Consider the following 21510-nt stretch of genomic DNA (forward strand, 5'->3'; position numbering starts at 1 on the left):
ATTTCCGAACGCCGTTTCCGGCCTCGGACATCCGGCATGCATCCGATGTCCGACTTCCGACGATCGGACCATCCGACCTCCGCCCCCGCCCCGATCAGGATCCCGCTGCGGTTTCGGATTTCGCCTGTCGCGTGTCTCGGGCCACAAAGATCAAGCCACCCAGACAGATGGCGGCGCCAAGCACGAAGGGCGCCCCCAGTCCGGCCAGGCTGGCCACCCCGCTGCCCAGCACCGGCCCCACCACGCGGCCGAGCGATGAGGCGGCCTGATAGGCGCCCAGCACCCCGCCCCGCTCGTGCGGTTGGGCGGCGGCGGCCACCAGGCCACTGATGCTGGGGTTGAAGAGCGCCGACCCGATACTGAATACCGCCAGCGAGATCAGCAGGAAGGGAATGGTGGAGGCCGGCGGGATGCCGGCCATGCCGATGGCTACCAGCACCACACCGGTCACGGCCAGGCGGCGCGCCCCGAAGCGGGCGGTGAGCCGGCCAATGACGCCGGCCTGCACGGCGACGGAAACGGCCCCACTGAAGGCGTAGATCCACCCCAGCATGCGCGGACCCACGCCCAGCCGCTCGGCGGAAAAGAGTGCCAACGCACTCTGCATGAGGGCCACGGCCGAGATGACGACGAAGGTGGCGGTCAGCAGTCCGCGCAGTGCCGGTCGCGACAGGAACACGGCCGGGCTCAGCCGGGGCGCATGCGGCTGGCGGCGTTTCTCCGGCGGCAGCGACTCAGGCAGGCGCAGCGCCGTCAGCACCAGCGCCGCGAGCGAAAGGATGGCGGCGGTGTGCGCCACCCGCGTGAGCGAGGCGGTGTTCTCGTCGGTGCCGCCGGCGAGCAGCCCTCCCAGCGCCGGTCCCAGAATGAACCCCATGCCGAACGCGGCGCCGAGCAATCCCAGCGCCTTGGGCCGCGTGGCGTCAGTGGTGATGTCGGTGGTGTAGGCGTACGCGGTGGAGATGTTGCCGGCGGCCAGGCCGGCCACCACGCGCGACAGGGCCAGGGTGAGTCCGGTGTCGGCATAGGCGAGGAGCCAGGTGGACACCGTATTGGCCACCAGCGTGAACAGCAGCACCGGACGGCGGCCGATGCGGTCGGAGAGGCTGCCCCACAGGGGCGCCCCCAGCAGCTGCCCCGCCGAATAGAGGCCGATGAAGAAGATGACCGCCGAGGGCGACACCCCGATCCGTTCGGCATAGAACGGAAAGACGGGAATGATCATCCCGAAGCCGACCAGATCGAGAAAGACGACGAGAAAGAGCGTGAACACGATCGTGGGGTGGCTGCGGGGCAAACGGTGACGAAGATTGCAGCATGAACGAACCCACCGGCACCCCCGATACCGGCGACCGTCAGGCGCGCATCCTCGACGACCTGCAGGATGCGGTACAACGCATGCACGTGCTCGCCCGTTCGCCGCGTATCGTCGTGGCGTCCGGAACGCGGCACGCAGGGGCCCGTCCCATGGCGTGGCAGGTCCTGTTCGAGCGCAGCCTGGGAGCGCACCCGGTGCTGCACTACCGCGGCACCACGGCCATGCGGCTGCAGGCGGTCCTGGTCAACGGGTACGACAGCGAGCCCACGCTCACGCCGGGGTGGGCATGCGGCCGGTTGGGCGACGCCATGAGTGCGGGACCGGTCGTGCAGGTGTTTCGTGCCGACCGTCTCCCGGACGATGTGAGCCGTGCGCTCGTTGGCGTGATCGTGTTCGAAGAGGACGGCCTGTCGCTCGCGGGGGTGCGCGCGGTCGTGCAGGAGCTGGGGCTGCGCTGACCGGGGTGGGTGCGGTCGGCACTGAAGATGCACAGGGAGCGGGACATGGGCGCGGTACACGCTGCGCTCGACACTCCCTTGGCCGAATCCGACGCCGGATTCACAGGACGGACTCATGCCCCTCGCCCTTCGCCCGCATTTTGGCGCGCACGCCGGCGGACTCGAGCACGCGCTGGCCCTGGCCACCCTCGCGCACGCGGTGCATCCCGTCGGCGGCCGCCTCGCGGCCGCTGCCGAGCCCGAGTCCTGGGGGCGCCCGAGCAGCGACTTCGAGCAGTTCTCCCGTCTGGTGACCCTGCTGCAGGATGTGGTGCGGCACCCTGGCTACACCATCGAGGACTTGCGCCGGGAAGGATTCGCCGAGCCGGTGCTGGCGACGCTGGCGGCGCTGGCAGTCGGCCCGTCGATGTGAGGCGCGACCGCCGGTGGCGGCGCGACATGGCGCGGGTGGTACCCTACCGGTACCTTCCGCGCCATGTCATTGCTGGGACTCCTTGACCGTGCGCTGATCGGGCGCGCCGAGTCGTCGGCGCTCGAATTCGAAGACGCCGCGGGGCGCCTCACGACGTTCACGTTCGGCGATCTCGAGCGTCGCAGCAATGCGCTGGCGCAGCAGCTCATCGCTCGCGGCGTGGGGCGCGGGGATCGGCTGGCGTTCTATCTCGCCAACCAGCCGTTCATCATCGAGCTGTGGCTGGCGTGCATCAAGCTGGGCGTCATCGTGGTGCCGATCAACGTGCTGTACCGCGAGCGCGAGATCGCCCACATCGTGCACGACGCGGCGCCATGCGCCGTGATCAGCGAGGCCGCGCAGGCTTCGCTGCTGCCGACCGATGTGGCATGGTGGGACGTGGCCGAGCTCATGCGGGAGGCGGCAGGCGCCGCGACCGGGCGTACGCCGGCGCTGAGTGCGATGGGTCTCGATGCCGAGACCCCCATGGCGCTGGTGTACACCTCGGGGACCACCGGTGCCTCGAAAGGTGCGGTGCTCACGCACGGCAACTTCGCGGCGAATGGTCTGGCGCTGGTGCACGCCTGGGAAATCACGCCCGCCGATCGCTATCTGGCGGTGCTGCCGCTGTTTCATGTGCACGGCCTTGGCAACGGGGTGCACGCCTGGCTGCTGAGCGGCTGTCACATGAAGCTCGTGGAGCGGTTCGAGCACGACAAGGCGGCCACCTGGTTTGCGTCGTACCGCCCCACGCTCTTCTTCGGCGTGCCGACCATGTACGTGCGCCTGCTCGAGCAGCCTGCCGCGGTGGCGCGCGCCATTGGTGAGTCCATGCGCCTGTTCGTGTCGGGGTCGGCGCCGCTGCCGGCGCCGGTGCTGAGCGCGTTTGCGGAACGCTTCGGGCATGTGATTCTCGAACGGTACGGCATGACCGAAACGCTCATGAACGTGAGCAACCCGTATCGGGGAGAGCGCCGCCCCGGCACGGTGGGGCTGCCGCTGGGGCTCACGGCGGTGCGCATCGTGGATGACGCGCTGCAGGATGTGCCCGACGGCACGAGCGGCGAGCTGCTGGTGCGCGGCCCGAACGTGTGCCGCGGCTACTGGAACCGCCCCGATGCCGACGCGGCCGCCTACGTGCACGGCTGGTTCCGCACGGGCGATGTGGGGGTGCGCAGCGCCGACGGGTACATCACCCTGGAAGGCCGTCGCAGTGATCTCATCATCTCCGGCGGCTTCAACATCTATCCGCGGGAAATCGAGGAGCTGCTGGCGGAGTTGCCGGGCATTGCCGAAGCCGCGGTGGTGGGCGTGCCGGATGCCGTACGCGGCGAAGTGCCGGTGGCGTATGTGGTGTGTGGTGACGACGTGAATCTCGATACTCTTGCCGGCGACGTGCGCCGCCAGCTGGCGTCGTTCAAGGTGCCGCGCGGTTTCGTGCGCGTGGACGCGCTGCCACGCACGGCGCTGGGCAAGGTGCAGCGGCATCTGCTGCCACCGTGGCGCGCCGACTGATGGTTCGCCGCGCAGGCGCCCGGTGAGCGCGGCCGCGCTCTCGTTGTTCGCGCTGCTGCTGGTGGTGGCCGTGAGCCTCACCTCGCGGCTGAACGTGGGCGTGCTGGCCGTGGCGCTGGCCTGGGGCGTGGGTGTGTTCGCGGCCGGGTTGAAGGTGGAGCAGGTCATGACCCTGTTCCCCTCGTCGCTTTTCCTCACGCTGCTCGGGGTTACGCTGCTCTTCGGCGTGGCGCAGGCCAACGGCAGCATGGCGGCCATCACGCACGCCGGATTGCGGCTGCTGCACGGCCATGCGGCGTGGCTGCCGCTGCTGCTGTTCGTCCTGGCCGGGGTGATCAGCACGTCGGGGCCCGGCGCCATTGCCACGGTGGCGTTGCTGGCGCCGCTGGGCATGGGCATGGCGCACCGCGCGCGCGTGCCGATGCTGCTGGCCGTGCTCATGATCGGCAACGGCGCCAACGCCGGCAATCTGTCGCCCATCAGCGCCATTGGCGTGCTTGTGCTGTCGCTCATGGAGCAGACCGGGCTCGGTGGCCACGCCGGCGCGGTCTTTCTGGCCAACTTCACGGCGCACGCCATGGTCGCGCTGGTCGCGTGGGCGCTCTTTGGTGGGCCGGCACTGCGTCATGCGCCGGTGATGACGGATGCGCTGGCCACGCCGATGCCCTTTGCGCGGCAGCATGTGATCACGCTGGCGGTTGGTGCGACGTGGGTGGCTGCCGTGCTGCTGCTCAAGTTGCCGCCCGGGCTCACCGCCTTTGCCGCCGCGGCGCTGCTCGTGCTGCTGGGGGTCGGCGACGACAGCGCCATGCTCAAGCAGGTCCCGTGGGCGGTGATCACCATGGTGTGCGGGGTGAGCGTGCTCATTGGCGTGCTGGAGAAGACGGGCGGCATGGATCTCTTCACGACCCTGCTGTCGCAGCTGGCCACCCCGGCGACGGTGAACGGGGTCATGGGCGGCGTCACGGGACTCATTTCCACGTACAGCTCCACCTCGGGGGTGGTGTACCCCGCCTTCATCCCCGCCATTCCCGGGCTCGTGGCCAAACTTGGCGGTGGCAACCCCGTGGAGATCGCCCTCAGTGTGAACGTGGGCGCCGCGCTGGTGGATGTCTCCCCGCTCTCCACGCTTGGCGGGTTGTGCATTGCCGCCGCGCCCGAGGGGTGCGATGTCCGGCGTCTGTTCCGGCAACTCCTGCTCTGGGGCTTCGCCATGAGCGTGGTGGGCGCGCTCTTCTGTCAGACCGTGGTTCCACTGTTCGTGCGGTAACGCGGCTCCACCGCCGCCCTCGTTCCCCCGCTTCACCGGTCACGCGACATGTCCGCCTCCGACAAAGTGCACCGCTGGCTCGACCTGCTGGCGTCGCTGCTTTCGCGCCACTACCCCGTGTCCCTTGCCGACTTGCGCCGGGATGTGCCGGGGTACGCCGACGACTCCGTGCAGGAGGAGAGCCTGCTGCGCACCTTCGAGCGCGACAAGGGAGAGCTGCGCGAGCTCGGCGTGGTGATCGACACCGTTCCCGACGAGAACGGCGTGGGGCGCTACCAGCTGCGCAAGCAGGACTTCTACCTGCCGTTGCTGCTGGTGTGCGAAGCGCTGCTCCCCAACGAAACCGAGGTGCGGGAGCAGCCGCGACGGGGACGTCCGGCCGGTCTGTCGGCCGTGCCGTCGCTCGTGCTCACGCCCGACGAGTGTCATGCGCTGCGGCGGGCCGCGGCGCGTATCGTGGCGCTGGGTCACCCCGAGCTGGCCACCGACGCCACGCGCGCCATGCGCAAGTTGCAGTTCGACCTCGAGGACTTCGTGGCCGAGCTGCCGGCGGCCACGGTGTTGCGTGTGGATGGCGACGTCTTCGACGTGCTCACGGAGTCGGTGGCGCTGCGCAAGCGGCTCACGTTCCAGTACCACAGCATGGAGCGCAACGACACGTCCACGCGCACGGTGGAACCGTACGGGCTCGTCTTTCTCACCGGTCACTGGTACCTCGTGGCGTTCGATCCGACGGCCAACGGCATGCGGCAATTTCGCGTGAGCCGCATACGCGAGGCGGTCATGGCGTCGCGACCGCAGCACCCCGACTTCGAGGTGCCCGCCACCTTCGACCTGTCGGCGTACGCCGCCTCGCGGCGTGCCTGGGAGCTGGGCAGTGGCGAGCAGGAACGCATCATCGTGGCGTTCCGGGGCGACTCGGGGCTGGTGGCGCAGGGGAGCCAGCTGGGTGACGATGCCCCCGAGTGGCCGGGCGAGTGGTCCGGTGCACTGCCCCCGGCCGACACGCTGTGGCGTGCCTTCAGCGTGCGGCGCCGCGATCCGTTCCTGCGGTGGCTGCTGTCGTTTGCCGGCGAGGCGCGGCCCGTGGCACCGCCCACCGTGGTGGCGGCGTGGCGCGACCTCCTGGCCGCGACGCGCGCGGCCCAGCTGGACGCTGCGCGCATCACGCCGCTGCCGACAGCCACGGAGGTGGCATGATTCGCGCCGACGAACGGTTGCAGCGGTTGCTCATGGCCTTTCCGCTCATGGCCGACGAACCCCGGCTCACGCTGGAGGAGCTGGCGCAGCGGGTGGGTACCGAGGCCAAGGTGCTCACCAGGGATTTCGCGTCGCTCGAACGGTGGGATACGCCCGCCGGCTGGGTAGACACCGTGCAAGTGTTCATTCAGGGCAGTCAGGCGTCCATGCACTCGTCGCACTTTCGCCGTCCGCAGAAGCTCAACCGCCCCGAGATGCTTGCCCTCGACCTCGGGCTGGGCATGCTGCAGCGGGAGCTGCCGGTGGACGAGCAGGCGGTCATCACGCAGGCGCGTGCGCATCTGCAGGCCGTGACGGTGCGCCGCGCCGCCAGCGGCGCCGAGGGACAGCGGCGCGAGGGGACCGTGCAGGCGGAGGGGGCGCCGGAGCCGCAGCTCGCCATGCTGGCCATCCTGCAGACGGCGTTCGAAGCACGTCTTGTGGTGCAGCTGGAGTACCAGCGCCCCACCGATGCCCAGCCGGGCACGCGGCGCGTGCGCCCGTATGCGCTCGTGCGCGCCGACGCCACGGTGTACATGGTGGCGTGGTGCGAGCGCGCCGAGGGGTTGCGCGTGTTTCGCCTCGATCGCGTCACCGGCGCCGTGGCGACGCCCGACGTGTTTCAGGTGCCCGGCGACTTCTCACTCGCGCAGGTGCTGCAGCAGGGGCACGTTTTCGCGCGCGATGAGCGGCCGGAGGAAACGCTCGTGGTACGCTACTCACCGCAGGTTGCGCGGTGGGTGGCCGAGCGCACCGGACGTGCTGTGGCTGCCGACGGGACGCTCGACGTGCCGTATCCGCTGGCCGACGAAGCCTGGGCGGTGCGGCACGTGCTGCAGTACGGGCCCGACGCCATCGTCCTGTCGCCGGCGAGTCTTCGCGATCGGGTGGTGGCGGTCCTCGACGAACTGCTCGGCGCGTAAACGCCCGGCGGCGGGTCAATCGTCGTCGCGTTCGCGCGGAATGAGCATCCACCCCAGCACGGTGGCCACGATGCTCACCAGCAACGCGCCCACGAGTGCGGGGCCGAACCCGTCCACATGGAAGGGAATGTCGAGGCGCGTGGCCACGGCGCTGGTGATGAGCAGCATGGCGGCATTGAGCACCAGCGCGAACAGCCCCAGCGTGAGGATGAGCACCGGGAGCGAGAAGAACTGGAGCACCGGCCGGATGAACGCGTTCATGACACCGAACACGAGCGACAGCCCCAGCAGTCCGGTCGTGCTGCCGGTGTAGCGAATCCCGTCCACGAACTGCGCCGCGCACCAGAGCGCGAAGGCGTTGATGAGGAGGCGCAGCAGCACATGCATGGCATCACGATGCACGCGCGGCGGCGCTGGCGGAAGTGTGGGGTAACGCACATCGTGCGGCGTGACCACCAGTACCGACCTTCACGTGTCGTCGCGGCCGAGTGACGCGCCATCGCGGGCCGTACGCGCCTGGCGCGCCTATGGCGTGGCGCGCGGGCTCCCCGACGGGGTGCGCGACCCCGGTTTCCGTGCGCTCGTGCAGCAGATCGATGGCAGCCCCGTGCATGTGTCCCCGCCGGTGCGCCTCCTGGCCGACGGCGAAGCGGCCTTCGCCCGCATGCGGCAGGCCATTGCCACCGCCCGCGAGGAAGTGCTGGTGGAGACGTACATCCTGCGCGATGATCGCCTGGGGGTGAGCGTGCAGCAGGCGCTCATCGACGCGGTCGGCCGTGGCGTGCGCGTGTGCGTGCTGGCCGACGCCGTGGGGTCCCTGGCCACGCGAGACGACTTCTGGTCGACGCTCGAGAGTGGCGGGGTCGTGGTGCGCCAGTTCCATCGCTTCTGGCATCATCCATTCGACGCATTGCGCCGTGATCATCGCAAGCTGCTGGTGATCGACCGTACGGTGGGCTTCACCGGGGGCATGAACATCGGCGAGGAATACGGCTCGAGCATCACGCGGCGGCACGACGCGTGGCGCGACACCTTCGTGGAGCTGCGCGGGTCGGTGGTGGGGGAGCTGGCGGCGGTGTTTGCCGAGGGGTGGGATCGCGCGCGCGGGCCGGTGCTGCCCGGACTCGAGTACGTGAGCTGGAGCGAGGGGGCGGCGCACACGCCGGCGAACGCGCAGCGAGTGCGGCATTCGTCACCATCGGCGGTGCGGGCGCTGCAGGCGCGGTTGCAGTCGGAGTGGCAGCAACGGCTGGGCAAGCAACGGGACCGGCGGCGCGGCCGTCGTGTGCGCCGCAATGCCGAGGCGGCAGCCAGCGATATGCCCGGGGTGGTGGTGCTCGACCCGCGGCCGGGACGCGGCCAACGGGAAATGCTGACGGTCCTCGTGGCGCTGGCAGGGGCGGCGCGCGAGCGCCTGTGGATTACCACGCCATACTTCGCCCCCCCCGCCCGCGCCCTCAAGCTGCTCGCCTCGGCGGCGCAGCGCGGCGTGGATGTGCGCCTGCTGCTGCCAGGCGAGCGCACCGACGTGCCGCTCGTGCGGCACGCCGCGCACGGCGCGTATCAGATGCTGCTGGACCGCGGCGTGCGGGTGTTCGAGTACCAGCGGGCCACGCTGCATGCCAAGACGCTGGTGGTCGATGGCTATGCGAGTCTGGTCGGCTCGTCGAACCTCGACTTCCGGTCCTTCTGGCTGAATGCCGAATGCAACGTTCTGCTCTTCGATGACGTCTGCGGCGCCGCCATGGAACGCATCTTCGCCACGGACCTCGAGGGGAGCGTGGAGATCACCTCGGCGGCCTGGCGTGCGCGGAGCTGGCCGCATCGGATGCTTGACCGTGTGGCGCGGGCGCTACGCTGGGCGCTGTAGCGGTCGGCGTTCCAGCTTCCGTACCGTGTCATGACGATGGCGACGGGGAAACGGTTCCTCATGTCCGTGTGCGGGATTCCCTGACTCCGTGCGGCGTCAACCCCGATAGAGTACGCGGCTACTCTATGCGACCCTCTGTCCTGTGTCGCGTGTGGTGCCGCATCGGAGCCATTGGTGGCGTCCGGTGGCGTCGGCACCTGCCAACGGCGCGGTCTCGCCGGAGGGTTTCCATGTCCGCCATCGCTCACATCCCCTTGAGTTCCCCAAGCCGAGTCCCGTCGGTGCTGGGCGGCCCGGTGCTGGTCGCCACCGACGGCAACCCGGTCTCACACGAAGCCGTGTTCAACGCCGCGCGTCTGGCGGCGTCCGCATTCGGCGGCTCGATCGAGGTGATTGGCGTCTGTGAGCCGATGCCGGGGGTGGCGGCGGGCATGGACGTGCTGCCGGTGCCGGCGGAGCTCGACGAAGCGCGGCGGGGGGCGATGCGCGATGATCTGCGTCGGTCCGTGAACATCGCCGCGGCCGGCGACCCGTCGTGGCCCATTCATGTGCTGGTCGGTTCGCCGGCCCGCACGCTGGCGTCGGAGGCCGAGCGGCGGGATGCGGCCCTCATCGTGATGGGCATTGGGCGACACAATCCACTCGATCGCCTGTTCGGCACCGAAACCACGCTGGCCACGTTGCGGGAATCGCGGGTGCCCATCCTGGCGGTCGGTCCCAACTTCCCGGCGGTGCCTGCGCGCGCGGTGGTGGGGCTCGACTTCAGCACGTCCAGCATCCAGGCGGCGCATCTGGCGCTGCGCCTGCTGGCGCCGGGCGGACGACTCACGCTGGTGCATGTGCGCCCCCGCTTCGAACACCCGAGCGCGGATTGGCAGGCGTGGGACGCGGAGTACGGCCGCACGCTGCCCCCGCTCTTCGCGCAGGTCAGTGGGCAGCTCGAGGTGCCGGCGGGGATCACGGTGGACACGGTGGCGGTGCGCGGCGATCCGGCGCCGGCGCTGCTGGCCTTCGCCCAGCAGGTGAACGCCGATCTCGTGGCGGTGGGCACCCAGCGCCACGCGTTCTTCGAACGCCTCGTGGTGGGGTCGGTGGCGACCCGCGTGTTGCGCACCTCGCGCGTGGGCGTGCTGGCGGTGCCGGCGAAAGAGCGGGAACGCTAGAAGACCCGCACGTTCACATACCGCCGCGGGTTCTTCTTCACGTCGGCCACCAGGGCGCGCAGCTCGCGCACCAGCGAATCGCTCTGCTGATACAGCGACGGATCGTTGATGATGAGCCCCATCGTGCCGGTGCGGCTGTTCGCCTTGGCGAAGACCGAATCGGCGCGGGCGACGGCGCGAGAGAGGTTCGTCTCGGTGCGATCGAGCCGGTCGGTGATGCCCTTGAGATTCTGCGCGGCCTGCACGAGTTCGCGCGCGGCGTTCTGTGAGTTGGCGACGATGGTTTGCAGTTCCCCGCGACTGGTCGCCGAGTCCACGCGTCCGGCGAAGGCGTCGAGGCGGGCTGCGGCTTCGTTGATGGTGCCGAGTCCGGTCTGCACGTTCGTGCTGATGCGGTCGAGATTCCTGGATTGCGCGTTCACCGTGCGCGCGAGTTCGGCCGACAGCACCGCGAAGTTGCGAATGCTTTCGCGCAGCTCGCGCGCGGCGGCGTCGTCGAACGCCACCTGCACCCGTTCGGCCACCTTGGCCACATCGCCGCTGATGCGGCCGGCGACGGCCGTGAGCTGCGCGATATCGGGGAGCACGGCGCCGGCGATCGTGTCGCTCCCCGCCCGCGCCTCGTCGATGGCGGCGCGCAGGTTGCGGTCGGGGGGCACGCCGTCGCGACTGGTCACGGTGGCTTGCCATTCGCCGAACAGGCTCGAGGCGGTGAGTAGCACCACGGGGTCCTTGGGCAGCACCACCTCGCGGTCGAGCCCCAGTTGCAGCACGACCCAGTCGTTGTCGCCGAGGGCGATCTGCTCCACCCGCCCCGCCCGCACCCCGCGAATGACCACGGGATTGCCCAGCGCCACGCCCCCCACATCGCGGGAACGCACGATGAGGTGTTTGGTGCGCCCGCCAAGGTCGGCTTGCCTGAGCCACAACGTACCGCCGATGAGCACCACCACCGTGACGAGCACGGTGAGCCCGACGACGAAATCGCTGGTGCGTTTGCTGGTCGTCATTTGAGTGTACGGTTGGTGAGCCAGACGAGGGCCCAGAAGGCATCGAGCACGAGGATCATCACGGCGGAAATCACCACGGCGCGCGTGGCGCCGCGGCCGACGCCCTGTGCGCCACCCTGCGTGGTGAGCCCGGCCCGGCAGCCGATGAGCGCCACGGCGGCGCCGAAGCTGGCGGACTTCACCAGGCCGTAGCGCACGTCGAAGCTGGTGAAGAAGATGCGCACGCCCTTGAGGAATTGCGGGGTGGTGATGTCGAGCAGCAGCAGCGAGGCGGCCCATCCCGATACCAGGCCCACCAGCATGGCCACGCCCACCACGATGGGAAACATGGCCGCTGACGCCAGGACGCGCGGCACCACGAGATGGCTCATGGGGTCGAAGGTGAGCGTCTCGAGCGCATCGATCTGCTCGGTGACGCGCATGGTGCCCAGTTCGGCCGCGATGTTGGCGCCCACGCGACCGGCGAGCGCGAGACCGGTGAGCACCGGCGCCAGTTCGAGCGTGACGGTCTTCTGCACCAGCGTGCCCACGAAGTACGGCGGGACGATGTTGCCCACGCTGTAGCTGGCGAGCAGCGCGAGCACGATCCCGGTGAAAAGCGCGATGAAGATGCCGATGGGGAGCGATTCCACCCCCAGCACGCGCGCGTGCGTGGAGAATTCGGGGCCCCAGCTGCGGACGTCGCGGCTGGCGCGGGCCACTTCGAGGACGAAGTGCGTGCCCGTGCCGATCGGCTCGACGAGTGCGCGCGCGGTGCGCCCGACAGCGCTCACCTGCCTCCTCATCGCGGCCACCCCAGTGCGAGGCCGGCGGCGCTCCCTACCGCGAGCATTGCCAGTCCGCCGGCGGCGTGCCGCCGATACCGCGGCTCACCAATGGCGAGCACGAGCCCGCACTTGAGCGCCGTGTTGGAGAGCACCCCCACCCCCACGGCGACCGCGGCCATGGGCACCGCGTCGGGGGACGCGGCGTAGCGGGTCATGGAGAGCGTGAGGGCATCCATGTCGGTGAGGCCGAGCACGGTGGCCGACGCGAGCAGGCCGGTGTCGCCGGCGTGCTGCTGGATCCAGGCCAGCGCGAACAGCACCAGCTGAAACGCCACGGCCATTTGCAGCGACGAGGTGAGCCCCAGGGGATTCTGACCGAGCCCGTTGGCGGAGCGCGGTCCGGCAGCGGGCCGTTCGGCGGACGGGGTTCCCGCAGGGCGCGTATCGCGCTCGCGCCAGAGCACGAAGCCGATGAGGAGAAGCCCGGCGAGGAGGACCGGGCCCAGCACGGGCAGGAGCGCGAGCGCCAGCGGGGGGCGGAGCATGGTGGTCACCACGAGCAACCGCGGAATGAGCACCGTGCAGGCGGCGACCACGCCCAGGGCGAGTGGCAGGGCGAGCGCCGGCTCCTCCCGACTGCGCCGGCTGAAGTTGAGGGCGACGGCGGTGCTGGACACAAAGCCGCCGACGAGTCCGGTGACGGCGAGGCCGCGGGTTTCGCCGATCAGCCGGCGCGTGATGTAGCCGGCAAAGTTGAGGGCAGAGAAGATGAGGACGACCGTCCACAGCTGTCGCGGCCGAAAGGCCTGATAGGGGCCGTAGCCCCCGTCGGGGAGGACCGGCAGCACGACGAGCGCCAGCACGGCGAAGAGCAGGGCGGCGCGCATCTCCGTGGCATCCACCCGTTGGAGTGTCTGCTGGAGACGGGTCTTTTCGGCGAGCAGGACTACGGTGATCACCCCGACGGCAGCGGCGGGGGTGCGCATGCCGAGTCCGGCCGTGAGTCCGAGGGCGACGACCAGAACGGCGGCCACCTCGGTGGTGCCATCGGTGGTGGTGCCGGGCCGGCGCATGGTGGCCCAGTACGCCACGATGGGCAGGAGCACCCCGCCGGCGGCAATGACGGTGGCGAGGGCCGGATACCCGAGTCGCACCAGCCACCCGGCGAACCCGCCGATGGTGCCGAGCAGGGCGAACGTGCGCGCCCCGGCGAACCGGCCGTCGGGCCCGTCGGTGTGCCCCGTCCACTCGCGCTGCACCCCCACGGCGAGGCCCACGAGTGCGGCCACCAGGAGGTCGAACGCCACGGAGAGATCAAGCATCGAGAACAATGGTACAGCGCGGGGGGCGGAGTGCGGAGAGGGAAAACCGCACAAGGGCAGGGGATACGGTGCGGGAAACGGGGTGGGTGCAGGGTTTTCGGGGGCTGGACTATCCAATCATCCGGATATCCGGATATGTTTCTCGGATGACCGCCCCGCGCCTGGCCATTCACGACCGTATGGTCGAGCTCGCCGACATCACCCGGTGTCGGCTGCTCGTGGCGCTCGAGCGGCAGGAGCTCACCGTCGGGGAGCTGGCGCTGGCGCTGCAGCTGCCGCAGAGCACGGTGAGCCGCCACCTGCGCATTCTGGCCGACCAATCGTGGGTGTCGTCGCGGGCGGAGGGCGCGAGTCGGTGGTACCGCCGCAACCCGACGCTCGACCCCGCGATGCTGACGCTGTGGGAGTTGGTGCGCGGGGCCATGACCGACACCCCCGCCGCGGTGCAGGATGCGGCCCGTATCGACGCGGTGCTGGCGTCGCGCCGCGCCGTGACGCAGGCGTTCTTCGCGACGGCCAGCGCCGACTGGGACGCGCTGCGCACCGAGATGTTCGGCGCGCGCGCCGACCTCACGGCGGCCTTCGCACTGCTGTCACCCGACCTGGTGGTGGGCGACCTGGGGTGTGGCACGGGCGCGCTCAGCGCCGCCCTCGCGCCTCACGTGCACCACGTGCACGCGGTGGACGCGTCGCCGGCGATGCTCGCGAGCGCGCGCACGCGACTGGCGGCGTTTCCCAACGTGCAGGTGGACGAGGGCGCGCTCGAGGCGTTGCCGCTGGACGACGGCGTGCTCGACGTGGCCGTGCTCATGCTCGTGCTGCACCACGTGAGCGATCCGGTGCGCGCCCTGCGCGAGGTGCACCGGGTGCTGCGTCCGGGCGGGCGGGTGCTCATTGGTGACATGCGCCCACACACGCACGAGCGCTATCGCGAACAGATGGGACACGTGTGGCTGGGCTTCGATGACCACACGCTGCACGACTGGTTGCACGCGGCGGGCTTCGTGCACCCGCGATACGTGCCGTTGCCCGTGGATCCGGACGCCAGCGGGCCGGCGTTGTTCAGTTGTACGGCGGTGGCGATGCCGCGGCCGATCATGGTGTTGTCGTAACGCCACAGAAACCTTTCCCAATCGAACCATCTCATGGCCACCTCCATCATGACCGAACACGGCGTTGCGTTGCTGACGTCGCTCGACCGTCCCGCCTTTGCCGTGCGCGATCTCGCGCTGGCCGAGTGGGGCCGCAAGGAAATCCGCCTCGCCGAGCAGGAGATGCCGGGGCTCATGGCACTGCGCGCGGAGTTCGCCGGCAAGGCGCCGCTCACGGGCGCGAAGATCATGGGCTCGCTGCACATGACGGTGCAGACGGCCGTCCTCATCGAGACGCTCGTGGCGCTCGGCGCCGATGTGCGCTGGGTGTCGTGCAACATCTTCTCCACGCAGGATCACGCGGCAGCCGCCGTGGCGGTGGGGCCGCACGGGACCGTGGACAACCCCAAGGGCACGCCCGTGTTCGCGTGGAAGGGCGAGACGCTCGAGGAGTACTGGTGGTGCACCGAGCAGGCGCTCATGTGGCCTGACGGCACGGGCCCGAACCTGCTGCTCGACGACGGTGGCGATGCCACGCTGCTCGTGCACAAGGGCACCGAGTACGAAGCGGCCGGCGCGGTGCCGGGCTTCGACCGCGACAATGAGCCGGAAGAGTGGGGCGTGATTCTCGACCTGCTGCGCGCGGAACAGCAGAAGAATCCCGGCCGCTGGACCAAGGTGCTCGCCGGCATTCGCGGCGTGTCGGAAGAGACCACCACGGGCGTGCACCGCCTGTACGAGATGGAGCGTGCCGGCACGCTGGCCTTCCCGGCCATCAACGTGAACGATGCCGTGACCAAGTCGAAGTTCGACAACCTGTACGGCTGCCGTCACTCCGTGGTGGACGGGCTCAACCGCGCCACCGACGTGATGCTCGCCGGCAAGATCGTGGTGGTGCTGGGCTACGGCGATGTGGGCAAGGGGTGCGCGCAGGCGCTCAAGGGGCAGGGCGCGCGCGTCATCGTCACCGAGATCGATCCCATCTGCGCGCTGCAGGCGGCGCTCGAGGGCTATCAGGTCACCACGCTCGAAGACATCGTGGAGCAGGCGGACATCTTCGTGTCGGCGACGGGCAACAAGAACGTCATTACCGTCGAGCACATGAGCCGCATGAAGGACAAGGCCATCGTGAGCAACATCGGCCACTTTGACAATGAGATCGACATGGCCGGTCTCAAGAAGGTCGAAGGGATGAAGCGCATCAACATCAAGCCGCAGTACGACGAGTTCGTGCTGCCGAACGGCCGCTCCATCCTCATCCTGGCCGAAGGCCGCCTCATGAACCTCGGCTGCGCCACGGGCCACCCGAGCTTCGTGATGAGTGCCAGCTTCAGCAATCAGGTGCTGGCGCAGCTCGAGCTGCACGCCAATGCCGACAAGTACGAAAAGAAGGTGTACACGCTGCCCAAGCATCTCGACGAGAAGGTGGCGCGGCTGCACCTGGACAAGCTCGGCGTGAAGCTCACCACCCTCACGCCGGACCAGGCCGCCTACATCGGCGTGGACCTGCAGGGGCCGTACAAGGCGGCGCACTACAAGTACTGAGGGACGAGAGGCAACCGACAGGGAGCAGGACGCAGGGAGCAGGAGGAAGTATCGAGGCGCCGTCACGATGCTCGTGGCGGCGCCTCGGCACTTTCGGTGTTATGCTCAAGTCATGATGAAATCACTGACATTGGGCGCGAGTGTGCTGTCATTGATTCCGCTGCTGCTGGGGGCGCAGTCCACCCGCCCGGCGCGCATCAGCGGCACGGTGTTCGACAGCACAATGAGTGCGCCACTCGGGCAGGCCACGGTGGACGCCGTGGATGCGAATGATCCGCTTCGGCTGTGGACCACCACCACCGATGCCAAGGGCGAGTTCACCTTCGACGCGTTGCCGCCGGGCCGCTACGCCGTGGCGGTGTCGCATCCGCGGCTCGACTCCCTCGGCATTCGGCAACTGTCGCGCGGCGTTGCGCTGCGGGCCGGCGACCGCGAACGGGTGCGCCTGGGTGTGCCGTCGGCGCCCACACTCATTGGCCAGGTGTGCGGTGACAGCATCGTGGGGCAGCGCCTCGGGTATGTGCGCGGCGTGCTGCGTGACGCCGACCGCGCCCCGCTGGCGGTGTCCGGCACCGTGCGGCTGCACTGGCTCGAGCTGTCCATTACCGAGGGGGGCATCGGGCGGCAGATCGCCTCGGTCGAGGCGCGCGCCGACGACAGCGGCCGTTTCACGGCCTGCGGCGTGCCCGCCGAAGGGGTGCTGCAACTGCGTGCCTGGAGCGGCGGCGATTCCACCGGGGTGCTGGAGCTGAGTGTGCCGTACAACGGCATCCTGCTCCGCGACCTGTACGTGGGGCGTGGTCGTACGGCCACCGTGGCGTGGCGTGACTCCGTCCCGCTCACGACCCCGGAGTCCGCCGCCGACACCGCGGCCGTGGAAGTGCGCGTGCGCCGCGGCGATGGCACCCTGCGGGGCACGACACGGACCGGCGAAGGTACGGCGGTTTCCGACGTGCGCGTGTCGGTGTGGGGCACGGGCCTCGGCGTACGCACCACGGCCGAGGGGCAGTTCTTTCTGAACGACTTGCCGCTGGGCTCACACACGGTAGACGTGCGCGCGATCGGGTATCTGCCCACGCGCCAGATCGTGGATGTGCTGCCTGGCGACAGCGGACGGATCGAGTTCAACCTCGATCGCATGGCGCGGCTTGATACCATCCGCATCATGGCCACGCGCGAGCAGATCCTCGAGCGGCGCCTCGCCGAGTTCGAGCTCAATCGCAAGACGCGCGGGTTGGGGCGCTTCATTCCTCCCGAGGCGCTCGAGCGGCACCCGCCGCTGCGCGTGGCCGACATGTTCCGCACCATCCCGGGGCTGCGTGTGGTGCCGGCGGCTGGGGGCGACGCGGTGGTCATGCGCGGGCAGTCGTTCGGCCAGTGGTGTGCGCCCGAATTGTGGATCGATGGCGTTCGCACGGTGACCAACATGGGGCTCGACGTGCTGGTGAATGCGCAGGACGTGCTGGCCGCAGAGGTGTACAACAGCGGCGCCGCCGTACCGGCGCAGCTGGCAGGGTTTACCGGCTGCGGGGCCATCGTGCTGCATACCGGCATGCGGGAACGTGCCAGACGCTGAGACCCGGCTCACCCGCTGATGTTGATGGAGCGGTTGCCGGGGCCGCCGGGATCGCCCCCGACGCGCGGACGGTTGTGCGTGAGAGGTACCGGGAAGCCGAAGTTCCACCGGCTGTTCTTTCGTTGCTCGGTGGTGACGGCGCTGATGTTCAGGAGGAACGGCAGCAGCTCGCGCTGTTGCGGCTGCACGATGGGCTGCACGATGTCCACCTGCTCCCAGAAGATCGGCCAGTAGAGCTTCGTGGTGGCCTGCACGCTGTCGAGGGCCGCCTTGCCTGCCACGCCGTCTTTCTGTTCGGCGAGGAAACGGGCGAGCGGTACGTACAATGCGCGGACCTTGGCCGAGTACACACTGTCGGCGGTGAGGAGTTGCCCGATCTGCTCCTTGGTGAGGAACAGCGAGTCGCTCTCGGCCAGTAGCATGCGGTGCAAGTTCGAGGTGCGGCTCAGATACAGATCCGCAATCGAGTCTGCGCCGCGGCGTGTCCAGGTAACCTGCTTCGTCTGGGCATCACGCTGCTTCACCGGCTCGAGTGCGCGTCGCAGCGTCTGCAGGTCGTAGGGCACCGACAGGTCCATCTGCACGTCCACCACCACGCGGAAGGGGACACGCGAAAGGGTACGGAAGGCCCGCGTATCGCCGAAGCGCGGGTTCACATCGTAGCGGAAACGTGCGCTCTCGTTATCGAAGCCACGCGGCAGCAGCAGCACGGGGTCGGGCTGCGCCTGCGAGCCCCAGCCACGCAGCCCACTCGCGCCATGCAGCAGCTGGTCGAGCCCGGCCAGCGGGTTCTCGAACACCACGTTCATCTGCGCGCGGCGACCACGAATGCGCCCAAGATTGGGCTGCAGCATGAGATTCATCTGCTGGGTCCATGGTCCGCGGCAGCTCATGCGCCCGGCGACACGCCCGGCCTGTGAGGTAAGGCACTCGCGCACGTTGGCGGGCGCCGAGGCCAGCAGCGCCTGCATCTGTGTCTGCGTGGCCGCATCGGCACCACCGCTCATCGTCGGAATGAACGCCCGGTCGTTGGCGCGACCGTCACCGTTGATGTCGCCGCTGACCACGGGGGTGAACGGTGTCCCCGATTGCAGCCGCGTGAAGAGGGTAAGGGCACCAACCTTGGGAATGTCCACCCCGGTCTGAAAGAGGAAGGCGTGCCGCGCATCGTTGACGCCGGCGCCCCACTCTTTCTCTCGCGGGTCGCCGAAGGTGCCACCGTCGAACCCCCGGAACTGCTGACGCACCTGCTGCACGGTGTACGAGGCCGAGAACATGACCGGCGGTGGCCCGCGATGGCCACGGAAGATCTCCGGCTGCAGCGTGGTGGTGAGTTGCGTGCCGTAGCCACGCAGGTCACTCGTGCGCAATGCCACACGGCCGTAGCTGCTCGAGCGTCGTGAGTCGCGTGGGGACACCGCCCCCGATCCCGGGTCGATGGACGCGCCCTGCACGAACATGGGACGATCGTTCTCGCTGGCCAACCGGAACACCGTGGCGCCGCGGAAGTTGGCGTCGAGGGTGCTGGGCTGCGACAGGTCGTACGAGGCGAGACCATCCAGCTTGAGCATCCACCCCTTCATGCTCGAGGCCCATCCCAGCGCCGCACGCCAGCTGCGCGGGACATCGAACGACGGGTCCACCAGGGTCACGCTCGGCGCACGCTCCACGAGACTGCCAGTGCCATCGAGACAGGCGCTGGGCAACGCGGTGCTCCCGCTCGCAAAGCCACGCCAGTCCGGCGCAGGAACCGTGGTGCCCACGCACGACAGCGAGAGCGTGCTGCCGGCAATACCGGCACCCACCATGGCGTCGGCCAGAGTGCCGGGGCGATAGAGGTCGCGGAACTCGCCAATGCCGCCGCGTACGATGCCCATGGTGTTGCGGTACCACGACCCCGTGTTGGTACCCATCTGGCCATTGCCGTTCTCGCGTGAACGCGAGTAGGTGTACGAGAAGCCCACCCGCGGCGACACGCGCACCCGCGTGGGAGCCACCCCCGTGCGTACACCCAGCGCCTGTTCCAGTGCAGCGTTCTCGGGGGGCGTGTCGCCGAACCTGCTGCCTTCCAATCGCGCGCCCGAGAGCAGGCTGAACCAGCGATTGGGGTTCCACTGATGCGAGAAGGCCAGAGCGCCGTTGTACGCCAAGGCATGGCGTGACGGCTGCGTGAGCGTACGCTGATACGACGCGGGGCGGTTGGCGGCAAAGTCGGCCAACGACATGAAGGTGTACGCGCCGAGGGTATTCGGGCGTCCGTCCTGTGTGAGACCGTCCGCGCGCGCCCACGCCGATGTCTTGAAGCGATGCTTGCGCCCCTGGGCGTTCCACACCATCTCGTTCGCCGCTTCCACCGTCCAGCGCGTGTCGTCGGTGTCCAGGAACGGATTGCCCCCAAGCTGCAATGCCACCACGTCACTGGTTGCGGCGTCGCTGGCGGAGCGGGCCAGCACCGTGGCGCCGGGAAGCGACAGATAGGGTGTGCTGCGCTCGCGTACGCGGCTGGCCGCCACCCGGTTCTGCATGAGCGTGTAGTAGCCGCTGCCCACATAGCGACTTTGCAGCAACTGTCCGCCCACGGTCTGCTGCGACTGCTTGCCGCCGGCGCCGGGGCTGGTGAGGGGGCCGAAGCCCACGGCCCCTTCGGTGGTGGCCGATGCGAACGACGTGAGGGTAAGGGTGCGCAGCGTGTCGCGCACATCGTCGAGGCGCCCGAGCCAGGTGACGCTGTTCTGCACGCGTGACCCGGGAATGCCAGTGCCCGCCAGCGGCAAGCCCACCGTGCCGGCGATCTGCTGCGCGCGACGCGCCGAGTCGGGCGCCAGTCCGGCGCGAAGGAGCGCGTCATCGTTCGTACCGACCAGCGACGCCGGATCGCTTACCGTGCGCCCCACATCGAGCGCCACATTGTAGGTGAGGGCCCGCCGCACGAGTTCACCGTCGGCGCCGGCGCTGGAACGGAACCCGCCGCTGGTGATGCCGAGTGAGCGCCCCACGGCATCGGTGGCCTGCAACTGCGGCGCGTTGAGGGTGAGGAACGCCGTGCGGTTCTGCGCATGGCGGTTGCCTGGCCCGAGGCGCACATCGATGTTGGCGCCGGCAAACCCCCCGCGTGTCGCATCGAAGGTGGCCCCGCTCACGCGCACTTCGGCGCGCGCTGCACGCGGCAACCCGCCGGCGGGGAGCGCCATTCCATTGAGCGTGGTCAGGTTGGATGCCGCGCTGGCGCCCAGCATGCTGGGGCCATTCGGGGTCACGGTGACGCCGGGCATGGTGGCGGCAATCATGCCAAGATTGCCCGCCACATTGGGGCTCACGCGTCCCTCGACGCCCTGGTCGTACTGTTCGGCGGCGCCGACCTCACGCTCGTACGGACTGGCCACGCTCGCCACGGCGCGCTCCGGTCGGTTGGCGTTCACCTTGACCGCGACCAGCAGGGCGAGATCGCGGCCAAGCGTGAAATCGGCGACGAGTTCACGTTCGCTGCCCACCCGCTCGACCCGGCGTCGTGCCGGCCGGAAACCGGCGAAGGAGACGTGCACGAGATAATCACCGGTCCCGGGATCGAAGCGCAGACTGTAGCGCCCGGCCGAGTCGGTCATGGTGGAGAGCACGAGGCGGTCGGGGCCGCGGGTGATGCTGACCGCTGCCCCACGGACTACGCGCGCCGAGTCATCCACCACGCGGCCGCGCACGATGTCGGCACCTTGCGCTTGGAGCGTTCCGGGGAGCAGCACGAGGAGTGCGAGCAGCGCGACGAGGTGCACGCGACGCGACGGGCGACGGCCGTCCGGTGAGCAATGTGCGAAGGGGACGGTCATGACCATGGTAGAAGGCGCAATGCAGGACGATGGAGCACAGCCCATACGACGTCACGTCGTCGCAATTGGTTGCAGCACCTGCGATGAGAGGCCTGCATTGACCGGGGCGTCGCCGCCGACGAGCATTGGAGATGGGCGTTTCCCGGGCACTCCACCGTCGGGCTCGGCCGT

At 69.4% G+C, this 21510-nt stretch carries 17 protein-coding genes; 11 read left to right on the forward strand and 6 right to left on the reverse strand.

Annotation, left to right across the window (positions count from 1 at the left end):
- Window positions 1-94 precede the first annotated feature (94 nt).
- Complete coding sequence (locus tag LW840_RS00335; protein ID WP_291266720.1) at window positions 95-1297, reverse strand: MFS transporter; 1203 nt, start codon at window positions 1295-1297, stop codon at window positions 95-97.
- Window positions 1298-1317: 20 nt separating this feature from the next.
- Between LW840_RS00335 and LW840_RS00340 the strand changes: the two genes are divergently transcribed.
- The 6 genes from LW840_RS00340 to LW840_RS00365 all read left to right on the forward strand — a co-directional run bounded on the left by LW840_RS00340 (window position 1318) and on the right by LW840_RS00365 (window position 7174).
- Complete coding sequence (locus tag LW840_RS00340; protein WP_291266719.1) at window positions 1318-1776, forward strand: hypothetical protein; 459 nt, start codon at window positions 1318-1320, stop codon at window positions 1774-1776.
- A 115-nt stretch (window positions 1777-1891) separates the two neighbouring features.
- Entirely contained in the window at window positions 1892-2188 is a 297-nt protein-coding gene (locus LW840_RS00345; protein ID WP_291266718.1) for a hypothetical protein, read from the forward strand.
- Between the two features lie 63 nt (window positions 2189-2251).
- The gene (locus LW840_RS00350; protein WP_291266717.1) at window positions 2252-3742 is read left to right on the forward strand and encodes an AMP-binding protein; all 1491 of its coding nucleotides are present in this window, start codon (window positions 2252-2254) and stop codon (window positions 3740-3742) included.
- A 22-nt stretch (window positions 3743-3764) separates the two neighbouring features.
- Window positions 3765-5012, forward strand: coding sequence for an SLC13 family permease (locus LW840_RS00355; protein WP_291263268.1), 1248 nt, complete (start codon window positions 3765-3767; stop codon window positions 5010-5012).
- A 48-nt stretch (window positions 5013-5060) separates the two neighbouring features.
- On the forward strand, window positions 5061-6212 hold the full coding sequence (locus tag LW840_RS00360) for a WYL domain-containing protein (RefSeq protein ID WP_291276218.1): 1152 nt from the start codon (window positions 5061-5063) through the stop codon (window positions 6210-6212).
- The gene (locus tag LW840_RS00365) at window positions 6209-7174 is read left to right on the forward strand and encodes a WYL domain-containing protein (protein WP_291276219.1); all 966 of its coding nucleotides are present in this window, start codon (window positions 6209-6211) and stop codon (window positions 7172-7174) included. The genes LW840_RS00360 and LW840_RS00365 overlap by 4 nt, the downstream gene beginning before the upstream one ends.
- Before the next feature lie 15 nt (window positions 7175-7189).
- On the opposite strand, the gene LW840_RS00370 is transcribed toward LW840_RS00365, so the two are convergent.
- Window positions 7190-7561, reverse strand: a complete 372-nt coding sequence (locus tag LW840_RS00370) for a phage holin family protein (RefSeq protein ID WP_291268880.1) — start codon at window positions 7559-7561, stop codon at window positions 7190-7192.
- Between the two features lie 61 nt (window positions 7562-7622).
- Here LW840_RS00370 and LW840_RS00375 point away from each other — a divergent pair, with 61 nt between their 5' ends.
- Window positions 7623-9044, forward strand: coding sequence for a phospholipase D-like domain-containing protein (locus LW840_RS00375; RefSeq protein WP_291266713.1), 1422 nt, complete (start codon window positions 7623-7625; stop codon window positions 9042-9044).
- Window positions 9045-9274: 230 nt separating this feature from the next.
- Entirely contained in the window at window positions 9275-10207 is a 933-nt protein-coding gene (locus LW840_RS00380) for a universal stress protein (RefSeq protein ID WP_291266712.1), read from the forward strand.
- Here the strand turns inward: LW840_RS00380 and LW840_RS00385 are convergent.
- Genes LW840_RS00385 through LW840_RS00395 form a run of 3 tightly spaced genes read right to left on the reverse strand, consistent with a single transcriptional unit; the run spans window position 10204 to window position 13306 of the window.
- On the reverse strand, window positions 10204-11217 hold the full coding sequence (locus tag LW840_RS00385) for an MlaD family protein (RefSeq protein ID WP_291276220.1): 1014 nt from the start codon (window positions 11215-11217) through the stop codon (window positions 10204-10206). The genes LW840_RS00380 and LW840_RS00385 overlap by 4 nt on opposite strands.
- The gene (locus LW840_RS00390; RefSeq protein WP_291266710.1) at window positions 11214-11990 is read right to left on the reverse strand and encodes an ABC transporter permease; all 777 of its coding nucleotides are present in this window, start codon (window positions 11988-11990) and stop codon (window positions 11214-11216) included. Before LW840_RS00390 ends, LW840_RS00385 begins: the two co-directional genes overlap by 4 nt.
- Window positions 11991-11998: 8 nt before the next feature.
- Window positions 11999-13306: an MgtC/SapB family protein gene (locus tag LW840_RS00395; RefSeq protein WP_291263260.1), complete on the reverse strand. Its 1308-nt coding sequence runs from the start codon at window positions 13304-13306 to the stop codon at window positions 11999-12001.
- A 146-nt stretch (window positions 13307-13452) separates the two neighbouring features.
- Here LW840_RS00395 and LW840_RS00400 point away from each other — a divergent pair, with 146 nt between their 5' ends.
- From LW840_RS00400 to LW840_RS00410, 3 genes are all read left to right on the forward strand, one after another.
- Window positions 13453-14418: a metalloregulator ArsR/SmtB family transcription factor gene (locus tag LW840_RS00400; protein WP_291266709.1), complete on the forward strand. Its 966-nt coding sequence runs from the start codon at window positions 13453-13455 to the stop codon at window positions 14416-14418.
- A 48-nt stretch (window positions 14419-14466) separates the two neighbouring features.
- Window positions 14467-15942 (forward strand): adenosylhomocysteinase, encoded by a 1476-nt coding sequence (gene ahcY / locus LW840_RS00405; protein ID WP_345780900.1) that lies wholly within the window; start codon window positions 14467-14469, stop codon window positions 15940-15942.
- 112 nt (window positions 15943-16054) lie between these two features.
- Window positions 16055-17518, forward strand: coding sequence for a carboxypeptidase regulatory-like domain-containing protein (locus LW840_RS00410; protein WP_291276222.1), 1464 nt, complete (start codon window positions 16055-16057; stop codon window positions 17516-17518).
- Window positions 17519-17526: 8 nt separating this feature from the next.
- Here the strand turns inward: LW840_RS00410 and LW840_RS00415 are convergent, their stop codons facing one another.
- Window positions 17527-21339 (reverse strand): carboxypeptidase-like regulatory domain-containing protein, encoded by a 3813-nt coding sequence (locus LW840_RS00415; RefSeq protein WP_291276223.1) that lies wholly within the window; start codon window positions 21337-21339, stop codon window positions 17527-17529.
- Between the last annotated feature and the right edge of the window lie 171 nt (window positions 21340-21510).

It is taken from the genome of Gemmatimonas sp. (assembly GCF_021298855.1).
GTDB lineage: Bacteria > Gemmatimonadota > Gemmatimonadetes > Gemmatimonadales > Gemmatimonadaceae > Gemmatimonas.